Origin of the sequence: Paenibacillus kribbensis (genome assembly GCF_002240415.1) — a bacterium.
GTDB classification, from domain to species: Bacteria; Bacillota; Bacilli; order Paenibacillales; family Paenibacillaceae; genus Paenibacillus; species Paenibacillus kribbensis.
The window spans coordinates 3760010-3779290 of sequence record NZ_CP020028.1 but is presented as its reverse complement, the minus strand read 5'-3'; the positions used below and the strand labels follow the sequence as shown (position 1 = coordinate 3779290).

Here is a 19281-nt window from a genome sequence, read left to right as displayed (position 1 = left end):
GATGACTGGTATCTTTTGGTGGGTCGTGTTTCCCTATCTCACCTTGGCGGTGATGATCTTCGGCTTGCTCTATCGGTTTGCTTTTCGTCAGGTCAGCTGGACGGCTCCTTCCACGGAGATTTTTGAAAAAAAATGGCTCAGAATCGGTTCGACTGTGTTCCATTACGGGATCATTTTCGCGTTTGTTGGCCATATCATGGGTGTGTTGATCCCGCGCAGTGTTTATCATTTCTTCGGCATATCCGATGAGACCTATCATATATTTGCGATCGCGGGGGGCGGTTTTGCCGGTCTGATGGTCGTCGTCGGTCTGGTTCTTCTGCTCCTGCGCAAAATCCTGAACCGCCGGGTAAGAGCCCATGCGGGTTTTGGCGATTATTTTGCAGTAAGTTTAGTCCTGATCATCGCTGCCATCGGCACCTATATGACCATCGTGTATAATACGACGGTGGTGACTTATGAATACCGTACGACCATCGGGCCTTGGTTTCGCAGCCTATTCACCTTCAATCCGCAATACGGGTTGATGGCCACGGTTCCTTTCGTGTTTCAGCTTCACATCATCCTGGCGTTTCTTCTGTTCGCTTCCATTCCGTTTACCCATCTGGTCCATATGTTTTCTTTTCCCGCACGTTATCCGGCGAGAGCCCCGCAGCAGTACCGTTCCAGAAACAGCTACCGGAGACGGGAGAGAACCTAATTTCTATTTTGATATGGATAAAAAATCCGGATAATCACTTGGATCATAGAAAAAAACCGCCAAACACAGGGATATGCCCAAAACGTTTGGCGGTTTTTTTATGGTTATTTTATGGCTTATGTTTGAATTTTACAAAAAAAGAAGTGTACAATTGTTCAATCTAATAAATAACAAAAAGAGGTGATGGGTGTGCTTGAAAAAGTAAAAGTATTAATTTGTGATGATAATGTAGCTGTTCATGAAAGCATCTCTGCTTATTTGCTGGCAGAAAGCATGGAATTTGAATCGGTATACAACGGCGAGGATGCACTTATACAACTGAAACAGGAACGTTTCGATTTGGTAATTTTGGATATTATGCTTCCAGGACTTTTTGGTACGGAAGTTTGTCGGAATATTCGTAAGGAGAGTGATGTTCCTATCATTATGCTAAGTGCGAAAGATGAAGAGTTTGATCGCATACTCGGCTTGGAGCTAGGCGCAGATGACTATATTACAAAACCATTTTCACCCCGGGAAGTCATTGCTCACGTAAAAACCATATTGAAGCGGGTGAATTATGCATTAGCGAAACAAGGAGAGATTTTGACTATAGGTGAAATGAAGATTGACCAAAGCACCTTTGAGGTACAAATTCGGGGTAAGAAAATGGAATTTACGCCAAAAGAAATTGAATTATTAATTTTTTTTGCGATCAATAAAAATAAAGTATTATCAAGAGAACAAATTTTGAATAAAGTATGGTGCTATGACTATTTTGGCGATACAAGAGCCGTAGATCATCTGATAAAAAGAATGAGAAAAAAATTACCGCAGGAAAATATCGGATTCGAAATTAAGTCTGTTTATGGAATGGGTTATAGAATGGAGAATTTATCATGAAAAAGTTTGTCTCGAACAAAAAAGGGATTTATATTGCCATACTGCTTTGTTTTATTTTAGGGCATCTTGGGGGGACCTATGCAATTAAGCAAATTTTTTTAAATTATAAATTAAAGGACCTGTTTCCTTTGGCGTCTATAATAGCAGCTGATATGGCAGAAGGCGCAAGAAATACGATTTCAAGAAAGGCTGATCCATTTATTTTGAAAGCTTATGACCTTAATGGCAATGAAATTGAAACAGAAGAAGAAAAAGGGCCTGTTCTGTTCGACATTGATCCAGAAGTATTTAAAAATGCGCTTACGGAGTATATCCCACAAGTATTAATCGAAAAAAAATGGGCTGAATTCAAAAATATTAGCGGCTTGCCAAGTAAATCTGTAGTGGTTGGTACTTCGATTGTCCGTAACGGAAAAGCGACCGGCGTAGTATTTTTGTTGGAGCCAAGCAGTGAATTCCAAGCTGTACTAAACGGGTTTTATTTGGTGTTTACAGCCACTCTTTTATTGGGAACGATTGTGATCGGCTATTTTTTGTCATCGTATGTAAAAGAAATGAAGCTGTTGGAAAATGTACGCAGATATTATATTACGAATATCAGTCATGAGTTAAAATCACCCATCACTTCTATAAGGGCTACATGGGCAGAATAAAGACCCCTTCGGCCTTCGATGGATTGGACCTAAGCAATGGTGAGAACGATCTTTTTGGCACTGCAACCACCAAAGGACAACATTTTACTCAGTATGGCGTGACGAATAGCAAAGTAAACGGCACCCTTGCCGACGCGGACATCATAAAGATGATGAACCCTATGAACTACATCGGTAAAGAGGGGGCTACCAATGCTAGTAACTGGCGAATCCGCTTCGGCACTATGGACAGTGATACGTCCTTGGCCATTCCAACCATCTTGGCGGCGGATCTGGTGAACAGCCGCCTGAACGTTGACTTCGCGCTAGCTTGGGGCGTGCCACACAGAGGAGACTATGACTTGGATGAGCTCTTTAACTGGATGGACGGTATCAGTGCTGAGTAGTCCAAAGCTTCCGCACATGCACGGATCATTCCAAATAGGACGAGATTTAATCGGCTCTGGCCTGACGGCCAGGGTCTTTTACTATCCAAAAACACTCGTATGAATCCATTTTACATATAGACATAGGACCGTAGGGAGCAAAGGATAGGATGGTTTGGTCATTGGAATCCACAACAGCTTTTAAATCGTGGTAAAATGGGGCTGGTTCATTTTCAGAATGTTTCTGAACGTTTATGGCTGAATCCTTATGTAAAAAGAATGGATTTACATAAAAATGGCTATCCTTTCCTTACAATGTAAACGCAACCATGATGATAGGAGCAGGAATTCACCATTTTGTAAAAAAAAGAAGTTGAAATGAAGTTTTTTGAAGTTTTATGAATAAAAATGATTGTTTTTTGTAGAGTTTGTGGTACGATATGAACAGTTGGAGGAATGAAGATGCTGACGGAAGAAAGATACAAGTTGATAATACAGCGCTTACAAGAATGTGGTGTTGTAAAATTGCAGGAATTAGCTGATTTGTTGGGAGCTTCTGAGTCAACGATTCGGCGTGATTTGATAGATCTTGAAGGCCGTCAGTTGCTAAAGCGGATTCATGGTGGGGCAACCTTGCTGAATCAAAAAAGCCAGGAACCTGGCATGGATGAAAAAACATTCAAAAACGTTCAACAAAAAAATGTAGTCGCCCGTATGGCAGCCAAAGAAATTTTGGATGGCGAATGTATTTATCTGGATGCGGGAACAACAACGATGGCGATGATTCCTTACATTGAAGCTAAAGACGTGACGGTTGTGACGAATGGGCTATCCCACGTAGAGGCACTGGTAAGCAAGCGGATCAGAAGCTATCTACTGGGAGGGATGATGAAAACTCATACCAAAGCCGTAATCGGGAGTATTGCCCTGCAGAATTTGGACAATTTTCGATTCGACAAGTGCTTTCTCGGAACGAACGGGGTAGATGTAGAAATGGGGTATACCACCCCTGATCCTGAAGAGGCCCTGATTAAGCGGCGAGCCCACCAGCTGTCCGGCAAAACCTATGTGTTGGCGGATTCCAGTAAAATCGGAGAGGTTACCTTCGCCAAACTGTTTGAACTCAAGGAAGCTATCCTTATTACCGAATCGGTGCCTGAACGCTCACGCCGATCCATTGCTCAGAAAACTAAGATAATCGAGGGATAACAATGATATATACAGTAACACTGAACCCTTCTATTGATTATATCGTGGAAGTTGACGACTTGAAGCTTGGTGATTTGAACCGGATGAAACGAGATTTAAAATTGCCGGGTGGCAAGGGAATTAATGTATCCCGGATACTGAACCAATTGGGAGCAGACAGCACGGCGATTGGCTTTCTCGGCGGATTCACAGGCAGGTTTATCGATGATACATTGCGGGAAGAATCCATTAAAACTGATTTTGTAGTCATCGAAGACGATACGCGGATCAACATAAAGCTCAAGCATGGCGATGAAACGGAAATTAACGGCTTGGGACCTGCGATTCATGAGCATGAGGCGAATGCGTTGGTTCAGAAGCTGTCGGGTCTCCAGAAAAATGACATTGTCGTCTTGTCGGGAAGTATCCCGCCGTCACTTGGAGGAGACTTCTATAGTCGGTTGATTCGTGTATGCCAGCAAACCGGGGCTGAATTCGTCATCGACACCACAGGTGAGGCGCTGATGAAGGCACTGGTTCATAAGCCGCTGCTCGTCAAGCCGAATCACCATGAGCTGGCTGAGTTGTTTGGCGTAACTATTCATTCAAAGGAGGAGATCGTCACTTACGGCCGTAAGCTGCTGGAAGCAGGTGCAAAAAATGTACTGATTTCCATGGCAGGAGAAGGGGCATTGTTCATTACGGCAGATGAAGTGTATCACGCAAATGTACCAGCAGGAACGGTTAAAAATTCTGTAGGCGCAGGTGATTCAATGATTGCTGGATTCGTGGGTACGCTGGCTCTGTTTGGCGATCCGATCGAGGCATTCCGTACAGGAGTGGCATCCGGAAGCGCAACCGCGTTCTCCGATGATCTGGCTACTAGAGAGAAAATTGAACAATTACGGCCGCAAGTCACGATTTCAACTTGGTAATCCCGCTACACCATGAGCTTATTATGCGTGTGTCTACACGCTGACCGAACTTAGGAGAGTGTGAAAAATGAGAATAACAGACCTGATGATTAAAGAAACGATGATCATGGATTTGCAGGCTACGACAAAAGACGGGGCGATTGAGGAACTCATCGCCAGTCTCGAAGCAAGTGGCCGCATAAATGACCGGGCATTGTTCAAGGAAATGATTTACAAACGCGAAGCAGAATCGAGCACAGGCATTGGTGGCGGCATTGCGATGCCGCATGCCAAGACCAAAGCTGTGAATGAAGCGACCGTGGTTTTCGCCAAGAGCAGTAAAGGCGTAGATTTCGAATCGCTGGATGGAGAGTCTGCAAAAGTGTTTTTCATGATTGCAGCTCCAGAGGGTGCAGCTAATACACATCTTCGTACACTCGCAGCTCTTTCCCGGCTGCTAATTGATACCGATTTCATCGACAAGTTGATGAAAACGCAAACACCGGACGAAGTGTCGGAGCTGTTTGATGCCAAGCAAGCGGAAGAAGAAGCAGCTAAAGAAGCAAAAGAGGCGAAGAAAGAGGCTGCCAAAGCACAGAAAACGCCGGATGTTATCGTGGGTAACCCGAATTCAGACGAGTTTGTGGTTGCAGTGACCGCCTGCCCTACAGGTATTGCGCATACGTTTATGGCTGAAGACGCTCTCATTAAGAAAGCGACAGAGATGGGTGTAAACATCCGGGTAGAAACGAATGGCTCAGAAGGTGCGCAAAACGTACTGACAGCGGATGAAATTCGTCGTGCCAAAGGTGTAATCGTTGCTGCTGACAAAAAGGTTGAAATGGCCAGATTTGACGGTAAGCCTGTATTGCAAAGACCGGTAAGTGACGGTATTCGTAAACCTGAAGAGCTGATCCGCAAAGCGCTCAACGGCGATGCTCCAATCTACCGTAGTGAAGGCAAGGGGAACGCACAGGAAACGAAAGAAGAAAAGACCAGTGTCGGCAGTAAAATTTACAAGGATCTAATGAACGGTATCTCTCATATGCTGCCGTTTGTTGTAGGCGGCGGGATTTTGCTGGCGATTTCCTTCCTGTTCGAACAGGTATTGGGAGCAGAAAATCCGATCGTCAAGCTGCTGCAAACGATTGGTGGCGGAACAGGTGCGTTCCACTTCCTGATTCCGATACTGGCCGGGTTTATCGCGATGAGTATAGGGGATCGTCCGGCACTGATGCCAGGTATGGTTGGCGGTCTGATGGCCGTTAACTCGAATGCAGGCTTCCTTGGCGGTCTGGCAGCAGGTTTCCTGGCTGGTTATGTGGTTATCTTCCTGCGCAAGGCTTTGGCAGGTCTGCCAAAAGCGCTGGAAGGCTTAAAACCAATCTTGTTATACCCGGTATTTGGGCTCCTTATTGCTGGCGCGATTGTGTTCTATCTGTTCGATCCGATTTTTGGCGGAATTAATACATGGCTTGTCAATGTTCTGAACAATTTGGGTACAGGTAATGCAGTCATTCTGGGTCTCATTTTGGGTGGAATGATGGCGATTGACATGGGCGGACCTTTCAACAAAGCGGCTTACGCATTTTCGATCGGTGTCTTTACTTCCAGTGGCAACACAAACGGGGCTATGATGGCTGCTGTTATGGCGGGCGGTATGGTACCTCCGCTGGCAATCGCACTTGCTACGACGTTCTTCAAAAATAAATTTACCGAGCAAGAGCGCAAGTCCGGTTTAACGAATTATGTACTCGGTTTGTCCTTTATTACAGAAGGTGCCATTCCGTTCGCAGCTGCTGACCCGCTGCGCGTGCTAACCTCTTGTATCGTAGGTTCAGCGATTGCTGGTGGTCTGACGCAGTTCTGGCAAATCAATCTTCCAGCTCCGCATGGCGGTATCTTTGTAGCAGCTCTTGCCAATCATGCCCTGCTGTTCTTGCTTGCAGTGGCAATTGGCTCCGTGATATCCGCGTTCATTCTGGGACTGTGGAAAAAAACGCTCGCAGCGAAATAACCGGCATGACATCTTCATAATCATCTTAAACACAAAACCGCTAAACACTCGTAAATCGAGATGTTTAGCGGTTTTTTGGTATGATTGTATTGTTATTCTCGCATGAAAGCTGTATAATAAAGGTAATTGAGTGAAGAGCTAGTGTTCTTCGGGATTGTTACTGGTCGGCAGGCGATACCCAAATAATGACTAATTTATTTAGTCGTTATTTGGGTTTTTTTTGTTACTATGAACTTTTTCATTAATTAACGAGGTGAGCAGATAGATGATCATCCGGCAAATATTTAACAACAATGTCATTCGGGCCGAGAATCAGGTAGGCCATGAATTTGTTGTCATCGGAAATGGTCTGGGCTTTAAAAAGAAAAATGGTCAGAGAGTCGATGTGGAAAAAATAGAAAAAACCTTTGTGCTAAAATCAGATAAGATTCCGCAAAAATTAATTGATCTCATTGGAGAAACATCTGTAGCGTATTTGAAAGTAGCGGATGAAATTGTGGGAAACGCGAAACAAGAAATGGGAGATATCTTTAGTGATAACATTTATATCTCTCTGATTGACCATATTCAATTCGCCATATCCCGCTATAGAAAGTCAGTCGGTGTTAAAAATTCGCTTTTGTGGCAAATTAAAAAATTTTACAAAAAAGAATTTATGATTGGGATGGGCGCGCTGGATATCATTGATGCTCAATTTGGCATTCAAATGGATGAGCATGAAGCGAGCTTTATTGCCATGCATTTTGTAAATGCAAGACAAGACGGTCAAGGAATGAAACAAACGGTTGAAATTACAGAGATCATTGATGATATCTTTAATATCGTAACCGATTACTATGAGCTGGAGCTGGATGAAACTTCATGTAACTATTCCCGGTTTATTACTCATTTGCAATACTTTGCACAAAGATTGCTGAGTAATGAACAAGATCAACGGGCTTCGGGTGACAACTTTTTGTATGAGCAGGTTAAAGATAAGTATGCGCAGGCTTTTCAGTGTACTCATTTAATTAATCAGTATTTGGAATTGAAGCATGAAAGTGCAATGTCGATTGACGAAAAAGTGTATCTGACGATTCATATACAACGTGTAACCACTAGAAAAGATATGGCTAGTTCATAGAAAAAAACGCTTGCAAACGATTTCAGAGTGATTTATAGTAGGCTCACAACTTAAATATAAGGATTGTTACTGGTTAAGCAGGCGATACCTAAATGAATGGCAGTGATCATTTTCTTTGATCTTACTGGCCTTTCGTTTAGGTATTTTTTTGTTTTCAGGCAATCTGACCAAAAGGAGAATGAACATGGATTATAAGAAAATGAGCGATGATATCGTACGTCTTGTCGGAGGTGAAGAAAATATCAATGGGCTTGTCCATTGTGCTACACGTCTCAGATTTGACCTGAAAGATTCAAGAAAGGCCGAAAGAGAGGAACTGGAGAAGCATGAAGGCATTATTACCGTTGTCGAAAGCGGGGGACAATTTCAAGTGGTTATTGGGAGTCACGTTGCCTATGTATATACGGAGATCATGAAAAACAGGGATTTTGGATCGGATACCCAAGCAACTAGTGAATCAAGTGGGAAGAAGACGTCGGTTGTATCTACGATCTTTGAAGTTATTTCCGGCAGTTTCTCCCCGCTGATTTCGGCGATGGCAGGCTCGGGTATGCTGAAAGCACTCCTGACTGTTCTGACCTTGCTGGGGTGGATGTCTGCGACAAGTGATACCTACCTGATCCTGTCCGCTGCGGGGAATGCTGTATTTTACTTCTTGCCGATTTTGCTCGGGATCACGCTCGGTATAAAGCTGAAGGCGAACCCTTACGTAGCTGGTGTTATTGGTGCAGCCCTGATGGAACCCAATTTTACGGGGCTGATGGACAAAGGTTCTGATGTATCATTTCTGGGAATACCGGTCGTCATGATGAATTATTCGTCCAGCGTTTTTCCGATCTTCATATCTATTAGCATATATGCCTTTGTGGATAAGCTTTTGAAGAAGATTATTTTTAAGGATTTACAGCTGTTTTTAGTTCCGATGCTGGCTTTGATGATTATGGTTCCGCTATCTGCGATCGCATTCGGACCCTTCGGTACAACGGTGGGCGATTGGATTTCGTCAGGGGTGACATGGTTAATTGGTGTAAGCGGCATTTTGTCAGGGATAGTTCTTGGCGGTTTTATGATGTTTATGGTCGTCTTCGGACTTCACTGGGGTTTTGCACCGATCTCGATTCACAATATCGGCATTGGCGGTGATCCGATTGAGGCGATGGCCGCCGCCGCCGTATTTGCTCAAATTGGTGTCGCATTCGGTTTTTTCCTGAAGGCGAAAAAAGATAAAACGCTTAGAACCCTTGCGGGTTCGGCGAGTATTACAGGGTTGCTGGCTGGTGTGACAGAGCCAATCATCTATGGTCTGGTGCTTCGTTTTAAACGTGCTATACCGATTGTTATTATCGCAGGGGCTGCAGGCGGAGCAATTAATGGACATTTTGGAGTAAAAATGACAGCTTATGTTTTTCACAACATTTTTGCTATTCCAGTTTATACGCCAACCTTGGTTTACGTTATTGCAATTGCGTGCTCATTTACGGTGGCAACGGTACTGGCCCTTACTTTTGGGTATGAAAGCAAGGGGAGAAGAGAGAATTCGAAAACGGTTGACTCCACAAAAGTAGAAGAATCTGTGCCAGTTGTTACAGCAAGCAAGGCTGTTGACCTCAAGAAAGAAACCATATACAGCCCCATCACAGGCAAGATTGCACCGCTGAGACAAGTTAACGATTCTGCATTTTCTACAGGTGCTATGGGAAAAGGTTTAGCCATTGAACCGTCTGTCGGTGAGGTCGTAGCGCCGATAGACGGAGTTGTAACTTCACTGTTTCCCACAGGACACGCCATAGGCTTGACTACCCATGCGGGCACAGAGATATTGATTCATGTTGGAATTAATACTGTAGCCCTGAAAGGCAAGTATTTTAATCCGGTAGTTCAAGAGGGAGATATCGTAAAACAAGGGGACCTGCTGATCCAATTCGATATGGAGCAGATTATAGAAGCAGGATACGAAATCGTCACACCTGTCATCGTCACACTGACGAAAAATAAAGTGGATATTTTTGAGATAGATCAGGAGCAAATTCAGAAAAATGAAGTATTGTTAACATTAGTTGTGTAACGACAACTGGAGGGACTATATTATGAAACATCACCAATTGAAAGCATTTCCCGAAAACTTTTTCTGGGGAGGTTCGACTTCCGCTTATCAAGTGGAGGGCGCATGGAACGAAGATGGAAAAGGCCCATCGGTCATTGACATGGCCAATCACGTGGAAGGGGTCACTGATTTTAAGGTAACAAGTGATCATTACCATATGTTCAAAGAAGACGTAGCTTTGATGGCTGAAATGGGCTTTAAGGCGTATCGGTTCTCGATTGCATGGACACGAATTTATCCGCAAGGCGCAGGTGAAGTTAATCAAAAGGGAATTGCATTCTACAGATCCTTAATAGACGAACTGTTTAAATACGGTATTGAACCGATTGTTACCATGTATCATTTTGATCTTCCCTATGCTCTTGAAGAACGAGGCGGATGGTCGAACAGGGAGACCATTGATGCCTTCGAGCAGTATGCCAAAACGTTGTTTGAGAACTTTGGGGACAGGGTGAAATATTGGCTAACCATTAATGAGCAGAATATGTTGATCCTCCATCCCGGTTCTATTGGCACATTAGATACAAGTCTGGAAAATCCTCAGAAGGTACTGTACCAACAAAATCATCATATGCTGGTAGCGCAAGCTAGAGCCATGGTATTGTGCCATGACATGCTGCCTGACGCGAAAATTGGACCAGCGCCGAATATCGGGGTCATTTATCCGGCTAGTTCCAAACCGGAAGATACACTGGCGGCGGACAACTATGCTGCCATTCGTAACTGGCTTTACCTGGATATGGCCGTATTTGGCCGCTACAATCACATTGCGTGGAGTTATTTGATCGAGAAAGGATATGACCCTGTCATTGAGGAAGGGGATATGGAAATTTTGGCGAAGGGGAACCCGGACTTTATCGCATTTAATTACTATACCTCTCAAACCGTAGGAGAAAGTTTAGATGACGGAAATGATTTTTCACATACAGGAGATCAGCATGAAATTGTGGGTGAACCAGGGGCATACCGAGGTTCCGTGAACCCTAACCTGCAAAAGACGGAATTTGGATGGGAGATTGATCCGGTCGGTTTTAGATCCACGTTACGCCAAATCTATTCTCGCTACCATTTGCCTTTAATCGTGACAGAGAATGGCTTGGGGGCTTTTGACAAGCTTGAAGAAGGCGATGTAGTAAATGATCCTTATCGTATTGACTTTTTCAAGAAACATATCGAGCAGATTCAATTGGCTATTACAGATGGCGTAGAAGTATTTGGTTTCTGTCCGTGGTCTGCGATTGATCTTGTCAGTACTCATCAAGGCTCCAGTAAGCGTTACGGGTTTATCTATGTTGATCGGGAAGAGTTTGATCTCAAAGATTTGCGTCGTATTCGTAAACAAAGCTTCTATTGGTATCAAAAGCTGATTGCCACGAATGGCGAAATTCGTTAATTAAAGTTCATTCAAACATCCATTATTCCTTTTCCGAAAGTATGATTATGTATTATATAATAGAGAAAACACAAATCGAGAGGACATCAAGCATTGACCTTACAACAATTAAAATACGTGATCGAGGTTGCCAATCGTGGCTCCATGAATGAGGCGGCAAAACGGTTGTTTATTTCCCAGCCCAGCCTGTCGAACGCGATTCGGGATCTGGAGGAAGAAATTCATATCACCATTTTTGAGCGTACCAATAAAGGGATTTCTTTGTCCAAGGAAGGCGTGGAATTCCTCGGATATGCGCGCCAGGTGGTTGAGCAGGCGGAGCTGCTGGAAAACCGCTATCTGGATGCCAAGCCTTCACCACAGCATTTTGCCGTGTCCTCACAGCATTATGCTTTTGCCGTAAATGCATTCGTTAACCTGGTGAATCAGTATGGACAGGATGAATATGAGCTGGCTTTGCGGGAGACGAAGACTCATGAAATCATACAGGATGTCAAAAGCTTGCGCAGTGAGATCGGAATCTTATATCTGAACGAATTTAACGCCAAGGTCATTCACAAACTGCTAAAAGATGCGAACCTGCAATTTAACAGCCTGTTTACGGCGAAGCCGCATATTTTTATCAGCAGCAAAAATCCGTTATCCCGGCAATCCATGGTAACCATCGATCAGCTTCGACCCTATCCGTATTTGTCCTTTGAGCAAGGGGAGTATAATTCCTTTCACTTTTCCGAGGAAATTCTCAGCACGTTGTCGCACCCCAAAAGCATCCGTGTCAACGACCGGGCGACCCTCTTTAACCTGCTGATTGGCTTGAACGGCTATACCATTTCTACCGGGGTCATCAGTGCGGATTTGAATGGTAACGAGATTATTTCCGTGCCTTTGGAATGCGATGAGTCTATTAATGTGGGATGGATTTGTCATAAAAATGTTGCGCTCTCCAAGCTGGCTACCGTTTATGTAGAAGCCCTGCATGAGGCCATAGGGGAATAAAAGGTGGGGTATAGCTTTAGGCTATAACTAGCTATAGTTTATTGGAGTTACCTTATAGCTGAAAATGTATGTTATCTTTCTTGCAAGAACTTCACTACAGAAGTAAAAAGGAGATAACCCAAATGAGCAGCATCCTTGACAATGCATCCCAACGTAAAGTGACCCCTTTCAGACATGATATGGTCGGCAGTTTTCTGCGCCCGCAAGCGATTAAAGACGCCAGAATTCAATTTCAAAATAACGGAATTTCTGCGGATGAGCTGAGAAAGATTGAGGACAACGAAATTATCAAGCTGGTAGAAAAACAAAAATCGGTAGGGCTGAAAGCCGTGACAGACGGCGAATTCAGACGCTCCTGGTGGCATCTTGATTTTATGTGGGGCCTGGACGGCGTGGAAAAGGTACAGATCTCCAATGGCTACCAGTTTCAAGGCGTGGAAACCAGAGCGGAAACCGCACGCCTGTCCGGTAAAATTGGACATTCCTGTCACCCTTTTATTGCAGATTTCAAATTTCTGAAGCAAGTTGCAGGTGAGGATGCCATTGCCCGCCAAACGATCCCTGCACCGGCACAATTTCTGGCCGAGCTGCTGCGTGGAGAGAATAAAGAAACGACAGATACTTACTACAGCAATCTGGATGAGCTGGTAACGGATATCGCCAAAGCTTACAAGTCCGTGATCCAGGCGCTATATAATGAAGGCTGCCGCAGCCTGCAACTGGATGATTGCACATGGGGCATGCTCTGCGATAAAAACTATTGGGAAGCCAGACAGCACGCGGGTGAGAATATAGAAGAAACCAAAAAGCTGTTCGCCCGCGTGAATCAGGAAACCGTGAACGATCTCCCGGCTGACTTGGTCGTTACGACTCATGTGTGCCGTGGTAACTACCATTCCACCTGGGCTTCCTCAGGCGGCTACGAGCCTGTTGCCGAAACCCTGTTCGGCATCGACAACATTGATGGCTACTATCTCGAATTCGATACCGACCGTGCAGGCGATTTCACTCCGCTCAAGCATCTGAGAGATCAGCAGGTCGTACTGGGCCTCGTTTCCTCCAAAACGGGAGAGCTGGAAGACAAGCAGACCGTCATTAACCGCATCAAGGAAGCAACTCAATTTGTCGATATCAATCACATCTGCCTCAGCCCGCAATGCGGCTTTGCTTCCACAGAAGAGGGCAATATTTTGACGGAAGAACAGCAATGGAAAAAGCTTGCCTTCATTAAAGAGATTGCGGACGAGCTTTGGAAGTAAGGGTTTAGAGGGATTGGGTTGGAGAGACTCATCATTACAAAAACACGCCACTTGTGGGCGTGTTTTTTGTTTGAGAACCTACTAAAATTGATTTAAGTTCCCTATAAAGCACGGAATTACAGGAGACTTCTCTGTCCATATGAGTACAGTCTATGGCTGCATTTCATCTTTGATGGCTTCTATTACAATAGCTAGCGCTGTAATATCTTCTTCAGGAACGCCAGATATACAGAGTCTAAGTTCTACTCTACATCATCAGCAATATGAAACTGTGAAGAAGAGCTAATCCGAAGTACTCAGGCAAACTCTTTACTGCGATCGGCAGTAACTCAATGGACAAGGCTAACCACGGGCCATTTCTTTATTGATTTCCGGCATGTGTCGCACTTCATATGACAATCTGTCAATTACATGGACAGATACTCTTCCATGGACTTCAAGAAACGTTCAATATCTTGGTAAGTAATTGCCCCTATATTAGCCACCCTGAAAGAGGCAGTTTGACCGATTTTACCCGGATAAATCGTAAAACCGTTGTTGTACAAATAGTCGTGCATAGCACCGAATTCGTAGTTTCTAGATGTTGGCTCCTTGATGGAGGTAATAATTCTAGAATGATACTGTATTGGTACCAAATATTGAAGCTGAAGGTGATCCAGACCTTTAATCAGGGTCTGCCACGACTCCGTATAGCGTCGATACCGCTGCTCAATTCCCTCATTTTGCGTCTCTATGATGGCTTGTTCTAACGCATAAAACGTTTGAACTGGTGGCGTAAATCGCAGCTGATGGGTACGCTGGAAATACTCATATTGCTTGTACAAATCCAGATAATATGATTTTGGGCTATACTCCTTAATCTTCTGGAGTTTTTCTTTACATGCAACGATAAAGCTAATCCCCGCCATTCCCTGCAGGTTCTTATTTGAACTTGATATAAGAAAAGAAAGGTTACTAGCTTTCATATTAATTGGTATCGCCCCATATGAACTCATCGCGTCGACAATCAGGTCCACTTCATGCAGAGCGCACAGCTTTCCGATAGCATCAATGTCGTTTAAAATACCGCTAGTCGTTTCATTATGAACAACCGCTACATGAGTAAGCTTATTTTTATTCCTTATAATCGATGCTTCAACAGCATCCAGGGATAAAGGTAGCACAGATGAACTCTCCAAAACTTCGTAATCAATATGATAGACTTGTGCAATTTCAGCCATTCGCTCTCCATAAGCTCCATTACTGAGAATCAGCAATTTGCCTTCCCCGATCACTGAGCTAATTACTGACTCTACTGCAGCCGTGCCCGACCCTGAAAATAGAACAGTATCATACTCACTCTTTGGCGCAACGAATACAGTAAGCTGTTCAGCTATCCATTCCATTAGGTCTCCAAATTCCTGTTCTCTCGGACAAATATCCGGCACAATTTGCGCCAGCTTTACGGTATCGGTTGTTGTTGCTGGTCCAGGATTAAGAAGAATATTTCTTTTGATGGGTAATGATAAATGTGCTGCTGGCTGCTTCAATTTCGGATAGATCACTTCTTTGGCACGCTGTAAATGTTCTTCTGTATCAATTTCGCACCAAGTAAATTTTTCGATTTTTTTTACGGCAATGGGCTTTTTCTTGCCTACCTCCACCAACGCTTGTTCATAATCCCATTTCAAGTGATTATGAAATTCAGCCTCTACCAGTCGGCACATTCGCTGATATGTATCCAAGGACACCTTGGATATCCCTACAAGTTCAGCATCCACTCGGCCTAAAAGTTCGATCTGCTTGGACATCGCAATGAGGTGACCTTCTTCATCCATCTCTATATAAACTTCATCATTAGAGTGAGTAGCACCGCTCGATAGAATTACATCACTGCGCGTATCCGCCAGCAGATTTTTCAGACCCGCTATGTCGTAGAGTAGATCAGACTCTAATAGTAGAAAGTCCTCACGTACAGATTCCCGCATGTTATACAGAGTATACATGCTTCCACTGTCTCTATAGCGGTCATTATACACGCAATTCACTTGAGGGTACTTCTGTGCTAATCGTTCATACTCCTGTGATAGATAACCGGTTCCGATCCAGATATGCTCAATCTCACTCTTTCTCAATTGAAGGATCGATCGCTCTATAATGGGCAAATCGTCGATCACTAGGAAACCCTTTGGCTTATGTGCTGTATGTTCTTTCAACCGGCTACCCAGTCCAGCTGCCAGAATAACTGCCGTATTTACCATTTTTCAATCACCACATTATACCGGAATTTGTTGTTGCCATAATTATTGATTTGCTGATTTGAAATATTTATTGTAAACCTCTTACCTTTAAGTGCCTTCTCGGCAAAGTTCCGTTCATAAAAAAGATGTTCCAAACCAGCATATTTCTTCTCATATTCACCTAATGATAGCGATCCTTTCCGAATTCTTAACGCTTCATCTGCGAACTGGATATCATTCAAATCAAGTAGGACTAGCATTCTATTTGTTTTCTCCCACATAAGCCGAAGCACTTCTTCCGCATATTCTATAGATGGGAAATATTGAAAAACACTATTAGCCAATACAATGTCAAATCGACGTGTGGAGTCTACATGAGCAGCTTCCTGTACACTAAAGTCCATCTCCGGCATAACAAGGCTTGCAATTCCAATGAGGGAAGGAGAATAATCAACCCCACTTACTCGGTGTCCATCCTTATAGAATGGATACAAAAAGGCACCGCTACCGCAGCCTATTTCAAATAATGAGTCATCTGGCTGTATCTTCATAAGGCTAGCTGCATGCCTCACATAAGTAGACCAGGCTTCCTCATTGATCTTTCCCGCTCCAGAGTTAAAACCGTCAGCATCGATTAAAAACTGCAAGTCTGGATCAGTATTCGGAAGCTGCCGAGTGCGTGACCAAATTTTTCTCCAATTATCCATGGATGAACTTCACCAATCTCTCTTTGACTTCATGGGGTTTAACGTTGGGACGGCTCAAATCATCTTTAGCACCTTTTAAGATCGGCATATACAAAAATGTGAGTTCAGGTTTTGACTTCCATTCTTCTACAAATTCAACAAGCTGATCTGTATCCTTTACGCATTTTACATTTTTGTACCCACAACCCGCTGCTAAAGCTGGAAAATCGATAGTTGCCGAAACTGTCTCTTGTCCACCGGTCGAATCATGGCACTGGTTATCCAAAAGCAAATGGAGCAGATTACGTGGACCGTAACGCCCGTTGGTTGCTAGATTCCCCATTCTCATGATTAAAGCACCGTCACCATCAATAGCAATTACGTTCAACTCGGAACTACTCAAAGCAAGCCCAAGCCCCAATGAACTCACACAACCCATGGAACCGACCATATATAGATTTTGCTCGGAGTCCTCAACCTCGTACAGTTCTCTTCCAGTATATCCAGTGGTGGCCAGATACACCGTTTTGGGATCATTGCAGCGTTTCAAGGCTTCTAAGGCTTGATATCTGGATGCTCTCTTTTCAGGATGAATCTTAACGGTCCCCTGCATCTCTAAGTCATGGTGTCGGATCATTGGCACATCGGATACTTGAAGAACCTCTTTACTGAAGGTTCCCTTCCTAACTACGAAAAAGAACGGCTGATTCTTTGATATCCATCGATCAGCTTCATGCAGTTGTTTGCTAGCTTCTTCAATATCATTTGAAAGATAACTCCACTTCACCTGCATCAAATCCAAAAGCTGAGTTGTTATCTGTCCCATCAGCTCATGCTGAGGTTCATCGGCGACACCTGCTTCACCACGCAAACTGACAAACCCTAAAACAGGCAGCTTGAAAGTATAATTTAAGGAGGTTAGTGGAGAAACAGCATTAGTAAGACCCGAATTCTGCATCAAAACAACAGATTTACGCCCCCCCAGATAGGCTCCACTAGCTATTGCAACCGCATCTCCTTCATTGGCAGCCCCAACATAATCACACTCATTAATTGAATAGTTGATCAGATCCTTCAAAAAAGAGCAAGGTACTCCAGTAAAGAAGTCGTAACCCAATGATTTCATCTCTTTCCCGAACAACTTAGTATCTATCACAGCATTTCACCTGCTTTTTGAAGATCGACAATCGTGTCCACGTCTAGCCAATCTCCTTTAATAAACCTCACTGCAACAGAATGTATCTTCACTAGTTCATTAAACAGATCGGTCAGAGTAAGAGTATGAAAGTTTTTTTCTTTAGATAAGCGTTCCAACACTGTTTTTACTATATCTGCTCCTTGTGCGGATACCTTCCAAAGTCCGATAAACTCACCATTGAATTGTTGTTCAACACTGGATTTACTCACACTTACTAGCTTAACAGCGCTAGAGTACAGGTTTTTGGAATAAGGTTTTTCAGTCACTACAAGATCTTGACTGTTTTCAGAGACTTCAGCATCAGCATCGACTACTATTGTAATATCGTTTGTATCGTTAAGGAGATCATTAAGTATATAATTCTTATAAATGATATCTCCATAGCTGATCACCGTAGTATCATCACCAATTTTATCTTTGGCCAGATAAAGAGAGTACAGTTCTTGGGTCGAAGCAAATTGGTCATTGTCAATAGTCGAAATATTATTCAGCTTCACGTTCTCTTTTGCGAATCCGCGTACGACTGAGATATCTTTTATGCCAACCTTGTTCAGATCATCCACTTGCATGCTCAGGATCGGCTTCCCGCTAACTTTCAGCAGTGTTTTAGGAATCTCTCTGGTGAGTTCTCCCAAGTTTCCTTGACTGGCCGCAAGAATGAGTGCATTTACCTTTTTGCCGGATGTAGGCAGGTATTTTTTCTCCGCTTCTTTCAATTCATCCGCACCCTGTAACTTGAAAACTTCAGACACAGTTGTAATTTTACCTTCTACGTTAATCAAAGATTGATCTTTGTAGATCTGCTGCACTGTTTGTTGCATAGAATGAATAGATGATCGTAAAGTATGATTTGCCCAAATAACCATGTTAATTCCAAGCTCTCTAAACCGATCGGAAGGCGTAGAATAATATTTAGTAGGAACAATCACAACCGGATGACGATTACCCCACTCACGCATGAAAGCTTCGATATCAGAACTGTCAGCTTTTTTACTATGAACCAGAATGGCGTCCGCTCCCGCTAATCTATATGCTTCTGCTCGGCGTAACGCTTCATCCAGTCCCCATCCGGCAATAAAGGATTCCAAACGCGCAACTACGCAGAAATCATCGTCACTTTGTGTTTCTTTGGCTGCTTGTATCTTACCGCAAAATTCGTCCATATCCGCAAGCGGTTGTGTTTCTCCAGAGATGAAAGAATTTGTTTTGGGAAATAGTTTATCCTCAATGCATACACCAGCCACTCCACGCTGTTCAAGTTTTTTGACCAGTCTTCTCATGTTGTTGAAGTTACCGTAACCAGTATCTCCATCCAGCAAAATAGGTAGGTTCGTCGCGTCGTTCATAAATTCCATAACATCAAGGACTTGTGTCCAAGATGCTTCGTTATTATCACGAACTCCTAGAGAAGCTGAGATCGTAAGTCCACTACCCCAAATTCCTTGAAAACCCGCTTCCTCCACAATCTTCGCTGATATCCCATTATGGGCCTCCATAATAAAATCAAGCGTTGAACTTGTAATCATTTGTTTGAGCAACTGTGTCTTTTTCATTATTATCTTTCGTCCTTTTTCTTGTTGTAAG

At 43.6% G+C, this 19281-nt stretch carries 16 protein-coding genes; 12 read left to right on the top strand and 4 right to left on the bottom strand.

The genetic code is table 11. The features are described 5' to 3' along the window. The first annotated feature begins 1 nt into the window (after position 1). From narI to B4V02_RS16725, 12 genes are all read left to right on the top strand, one after another. The gene (narI, locus tag B4V02_RS16780; protein ID WP_094155665.1) at positions 2-700 is read left to right on the top strand and encodes a respiratory nitrate reductase subunit gamma; all 699 of its coding nucleotides are present in this window, start codon (positions 2-4) and stop codon (positions 698-700) included. Positions 701-889: 189 nt separating this feature from the next. After that, the gene (locus tag B4V02_RS16775; protein ID WP_094155664.1) at positions 890-1582 is read left to right on the top strand and encodes a response regulator transcription factor; all 693 of its coding nucleotides are present in this window, start codon (positions 890-892) and stop codon (positions 1580-1582) included. Then, positions 1579-2235: a sensor histidine kinase family protein gene (locus B4V02_RS16770; protein WP_094155663.1), complete on the top strand. Its 657-nt coding sequence runs from the start codon at positions 1579-1581 to the stop codon at positions 2233-2235. Before B4V02_RS16775 ends, B4V02_RS16770 begins: the two co-directional genes overlap by 4 nt. After that, positions 2223-2621, top strand: a complete 399-nt coding sequence (locus B4V02_RS16765; RefSeq protein WP_208618686.1) for a hypothetical protein — start codon at positions 2223-2225, stop codon at positions 2619-2621. The genes B4V02_RS16770 and B4V02_RS16765 overlap by 13 nt, the downstream gene beginning before the upstream one ends. 441 nt (positions 2622-3062) lie before the next feature. After that, positions 3063-3809, top strand: a complete 747-nt coding sequence (locus B4V02_RS16760; RefSeq protein WP_007429740.1) for a DeoR/GlpR family DNA-binding transcription regulator — start codon at positions 3063-3065, stop codon at positions 3807-3809. A 2-nt stretch (positions 3810-3811) separates the two neighbouring features. Next, entirely contained in the window at positions 3812-4723 is a 912-nt protein-coding gene (gene pfkB / locus B4V02_RS16755) for a 1-phosphofructokinase (RefSeq protein WP_094155662.1), read from the top strand. A 67-nt stretch (positions 4724-4790) separates the two neighbouring features. After that, positions 4791-6719, top strand: a complete 1929-nt coding sequence (locus B4V02_RS16750) for a PTS fructose transporter subunit IIABC (RefSeq protein WP_094155661.1) — start codon at positions 4791-4793, stop codon at positions 6717-6719. A 265-nt stretch (positions 6720-6984) separates the two neighbouring features. After that, on the top strand, positions 6985-7842 hold the full coding sequence (gene licT, locus B4V02_RS16745) for a BglG family transcription antiterminator LicT (RefSeq protein WP_094155660.1): 858 nt from the start codon (positions 6985-6987) through the stop codon (positions 7840-7842). 184 nt (positions 7843-8026) lie between these two features. Further along, positions 8027-9907 (top strand): beta-glucoside-specific PTS transporter subunit IIABC, encoded by a 1881-nt coding sequence (locus B4V02_RS16740; RefSeq protein ID WP_094155659.1) that lies wholly within the window; start codon positions 8027-8029, stop codon positions 9905-9907. A gap of 22 nt (positions 9908-9929) precedes the next feature. Next, a complete protein-coding gene (locus B4V02_RS16735; protein WP_094155658.1) occupies positions 9930-11339 on the top strand; it encodes a glycoside hydrolase family 1 protein in 1410 nt (469 codons plus the stop codon). A 93-nt stretch (positions 11340-11432) separates the two neighbouring features. Next, entirely contained in the window at positions 11433-12335 is a 903-nt protein-coding gene (locus B4V02_RS16730) for a LysR family transcriptional regulator (RefSeq protein WP_007429750.1), read from the top strand. 122 nt (positions 12336-12457) lie between these two features. Next, complete coding sequence (locus tag B4V02_RS16725) at positions 12458-13594, top strand: 5-methyltetrahydropteroyltriglutamate--homocysteine S-methyltransferase (protein WP_094155657.1); 1137 nt, start codon at positions 12458-12460, stop codon at positions 13592-13594. Positions 13595-14001: 407 nt separating this feature from the next. On the opposite strand, the gene B4V02_RS16720 is transcribed toward B4V02_RS16725, so the two are convergent. The 4 genes from B4V02_RS16720 to aepX are packed head-to-tail and all read right to left on the bottom strand — an operon-like array spanning position 14002 to position 19250. Next, positions 14002-15834 carry a 2-aminoethylphosphonate aminotransferase gene (locus B4V02_RS16720; protein WP_094155656.1) on the bottom strand — a complete coding sequence of 611 codons (1833 nt, stop codon included), beginning with the start codon at positions 15832-15834 and terminating at the stop codon, positions 14002-14004. Further along, positions 15828-16520 (bottom strand): class I SAM-dependent methyltransferase, encoded by a 693-nt coding sequence (locus tag B4V02_RS16715; RefSeq protein WP_094155655.1) that lies wholly within the window; start codon positions 16518-16520, stop codon positions 15828-15830. Before B4V02_RS16715 ends, B4V02_RS16720 begins: the two co-directional genes overlap by 7 nt. Beyond that, positions 16513-17652: a phosphonopyruvate decarboxylase gene (gene aepY, locus B4V02_RS16710; RefSeq protein WP_094157023.1), complete on the bottom strand. Its 1140-nt coding sequence runs from the start codon at positions 17650-17652 to the stop codon at positions 16513-16515. Before aepY ends, B4V02_RS16715 begins: the two co-directional genes overlap by 8 nt. Further along, entirely contained in the window at positions 17652-19250 is a 1599-nt protein-coding gene (gene aepX / locus B4V02_RS16705) for a phosphoenolpyruvate mutase (RefSeq protein WP_094155654.1), read from the bottom strand. The genes aepY and aepX overlap by 1 nt, the downstream gene beginning before the upstream one ends. Positions 19251-19281: the final 31 nt, after the last annotated feature.

What these genes read in the sequence shown, in the direction of transcription:
- narI (WP_094155665.1), top strand. Translation starts at nt 2, where the DNA reads ATGACTGGTATCTTTTGGTGGGTCGTGTTTCCCTATCTCACCTTGGCG.
- B4V02_RS16770 (WP_094155663.1), top strand. Translation starts at nt 1,579, where the DNA reads ATGAAAAAGTTTGTCTCGAACAAAAAAGGGATTTATATTGCCATACTG.
- B4V02_RS16765 (WP_208618686.1), top strand. Translation starts at nt 2,223, where the DNA reads ATGGGCAGAATAAAGACCCCTTCGGCCTTCGATGGATTGGACCTAAGC.
- B4V02_RS16760 (WP_007429740.1), top strand. Translation starts at nt 3,063, where the DNA reads ATGCTGACGGAAGAAAGATACAAGTTGATAATACAGCGCTTACAAGAA.
- pfkB (WP_094155662.1), top strand. Translation starts at nt 3,812, where the DNA reads ATGATATATACAGTAACACTGAACCCTTCTATTGATTATATCGTGGAA.
- B4V02_RS16750 (WP_094155661.1), top strand. Translation starts at nt 4,791, where the DNA reads ATGAGAATAACAGACCTGATGATTAAAGAAACGATGATCATGGATTTG.
- licT (WP_094155660.1), top strand. Translation starts at nt 6,985, where the DNA reads ATGATCATCCGGCAAATATTTAACAACAATGTCATTCGGGCCGAGAAT.
- B4V02_RS16740 (WP_094155659.1), top strand. Translation starts at nt 8,027, where the DNA reads ATGGATTATAAGAAAATGAGCGATGATATCGTACGTCTTGTCGGAGGT.
- B4V02_RS16735 (WP_094155658.1), top strand. Translation starts at nt 9,930, where the DNA reads ATGAAACATCACCAATTGAAAGCATTTCCCGAAAACTTTTTCTGGGGA.
- B4V02_RS16725 (WP_094155657.1), top strand. Translation starts at nt 12,458, where the DNA reads ATGAGCAGCATCCTTGACAATGCATCCCAACGTAAAGTGACCCCTTTC.
- B4V02_RS16720 (WP_094155656.1), bottom strand. Translation starts at nt 15,834, where the DNA reads ATGGTAAATACGGCAGTTATTCTGGCAGCTGGACTGGGTAGCCGGTTG.
- B4V02_RS16715 (WP_094155655.1), bottom strand. Translation starts at nt 16,520, where the DNA reads ATGGATAATTGGAGAAAAATTTGGTCACGCACTCGGCAGCTTCCGAAT.
- aepX (WP_094155654.1), bottom strand. Translation starts at nt 19,250, where the DNA reads ATGAAAAAGACACAGTTGCTCAAACAAATGATTACAAGTTCAACGCTT.